This is a genomic window from Aquitalea sp. S1-19 (assembly GCF_024343515.1).
Genome location: NZ_RJTZ01000215.1, coordinates 1 through 2,681 on the forward strand (window position 1 = coordinate 1; position 2,681 = coordinate 2,681).

The following is a 2,681-nucleotide window of genomic DNA, read 5'->3' on the forward strand; positions in this document are numbered from 1 at the left end:
TCCCCGCGCGTACGCCCAATCAGGAAAGCTTCAGCACTATCATGCCCTTCCACCTGATAATCATGGCTTTCCAGCAGCCATAACAAAGAGTCACGAAAAGCATCATCATCGTCCACCACATGGATTTTCATGCTTCGCTCAGACATACAGACTCCGCTACCGGCAAGGTAATAGAAAACACGCTGCCCCCCTCCTTGGCTGCATCCAGCCGTAGTTGCCCCTGATGCATCTCGATAATGGAGCGGCAAATATTCAGACCCATTCCCATCCCATCAGGCTTGGTGGTAAAAAAAGCATCAAACAGCTGGCCGCGTATGGACTCGGGTACACCATGACCACGATCGCGGATGGCCAGCCTGATCTGTCTTGCATCCAGTTGATGCGTCGTAATCGTCAGCACCCGTTGCGGACGCTCCAGTTGCTGCATGGCTTCGATGCCATTTTTGATCAGATTGAGCAGAACCTGCTCGATCAGGATGGGATCAACCCACACGGCAGGCAGATCGGCTGCCAGTTGCAACTCGATCACCGCCCCCAAGCGTCTGGCTTCGATATCGGCAATCGACAGCGTCGCCTCGATGATATCGGCCAGCAGACAAGGACGGCGATCCGGCTCACTCTGTTTGACGAATTCGCGCACGCGGCGCACCACCTTGCCGGCGCGTTCCGCCTGCTCGGTAATCTTCTGCATCACAGGCAACAGTGCCTCGGCAGAACTCTTGCCCTGACGAATACGGGCGACACAGCCAGCCTGATAGTTGGCAATCGCGGCCAAGGGCTGATTCAGCTCATGCGCCAGGGTAGAGGCCATTTCTCCCATGGTCACCAGACGGCTGGTCGCCTGCATCTGGATCAACTGGGACTGATAGCGCTGCTCTGCCTCACGCTGGGCTGTAATATCATCCAGCAAGATCATTTCGGCATCGCAGCCATTCACCCAGCGCACAATACGCCGACGCACGGCCAGACAGCGCGTGCCCCCCTCTGTGCCCCACTGCAGCTCAAAATCAAAATCGCCCTGCCTCTGAATCAAACGCCACAAAAAGACATCACAACAAGGCGCATCCGGCACCAGATTCCCAGCCATCTGCTCTGCATACAGTCTGTTGGAAAAATATAACTCGTGACTGGCCGCATCATGCACCGCCACTGCTACATTCAGGCCCTCTACCACGGTAACGAAGCGTTCATGCGCTGCCATCAGGCGTTGCCTGCTCTCTTGCTGCTCGCTGGCGTCAGTTAATGCCGCCATCCAGCCGTTGTGATTGCCGTACTCGTCAATCAATGGTGACATCAACAAGTGGCCATAAAACAACTCGCCGTTTTTGCGCTGGTAAACCTGTTCGTAACCATCCTCGTTGTAGGCGCCCTGCATCGCCTGAATGAGCGTCTCGTGACAACGCCGGCCTTCATCGCCAGCTAACCAGTAAGGGTAAGGCGGGGTGCAGCCCACCAGTTCATCGGCGGAATAGCCGGTAATACGGCAAAAAGCCGGATTGACATGCAAGATGCGCGCTTCCAAATCGATGGCGCGAACGCCGGCAGAAAGCGAGTCTTCCATCGCCTTGCGATAAGCCGACTCCTGCCTCAAGGCTGCTTCCACCTGCCGGATATGGCTAAGGTCTCGACCAGACATATACAGCAGTCCGCGATCCCGCAGCGGACTAATGACCCAACAGACCCAGCGCACACGGCCATCCGCGGCAAGCAGCCCGGTTTCAAGCAAAATATCCGGCTCGGTACCGTCCAGTATCCGCAATAACTTCTCGCGCACGGACTCGCGCGCCTCTTCCTGCAAATAACTCAACAAAGACGTCCCCACCAACTGCGCCTGGCTATAGCCCAATGCAGCAGAAAAGGCCGGATTGACATCCAGCAAAGTCATGTCCGCGCGCATCAGGCCCAACATTTCCTGGGACATCTGATAAACCATATTGCGATCATCCTCAGCTTCTATACGGCGCCCGATATGGCGCGACAACAGAATCAGGCTGATCAGTGTCAGCAAGGCCAAACCGCCAATCAAAGCCAGTTGAAATGTCAGGGCAGAAGAGAAAGGACTCCCCAAGGGATGGGCACGCAAAACCAAGCCGGTCCCCGGCAGAATCAGGCGGGCGGCAGAGCGGGCGTATTCCTGCGCGGGTGCGGCGCTACGCGCCAGCGTCACACCCGACTGGTCTTGCAAGGCCAGCTGATACTTTTCACTAAACCAGGCCGGCGGCACATGGCGCACAAAGGCCGTCGCATCAAACACCGCCATCACGGCACCGGCAAAGCGGTCTTGCCGCTGGATAGGCAACAACAAGGCAAACGCCCAGTTCTGATTGCTTAGCTTGTAGGGTCGACTGAAAACAGGGCGTGCGTTAAGCAATAAGGATGGCCATAAACCAGTCTGTTCCTTGCCCTTTAACCTTGGCAAAAACTGCTCGGGTAAAACGGCTCCAGCCAGCCAATTACCCTGCGCATCAAACTGGGTCAGTTGCACGATTTCCGGCGCATTGGCCATCAATTCAGCGGCCTGACGTTCAAAATCGGCGCGCTCCACCTCTTCATGGGTAATGGCGTAAACCAGCGTTGCCAACTGACTCACATCATCTTCCAGCCGCAACTGTATGGTCTGCTCGGCCCACTGCACATCGCGGACCAGTTCAACCTGACGCTGCTCGGCCTCGCGCACATCC

Annotated in this window: 1 protein-coding gene; it reads right to left on the reverse strand. The window is 56.5% G+C overall.

What is annotated here, in order from left to right; genetic code table 11:
• Window positions 1–127: 127 nt before the first annotated feature.
• Window positions 128–2,681, reverse strand: a 2,554-nt coding sequence (locus EGI20_RS17360; RefSeq protein WP_498632965.1) for a PAS domain S-box protein, incomplete at its 5' end; no start/stop codon positions are given.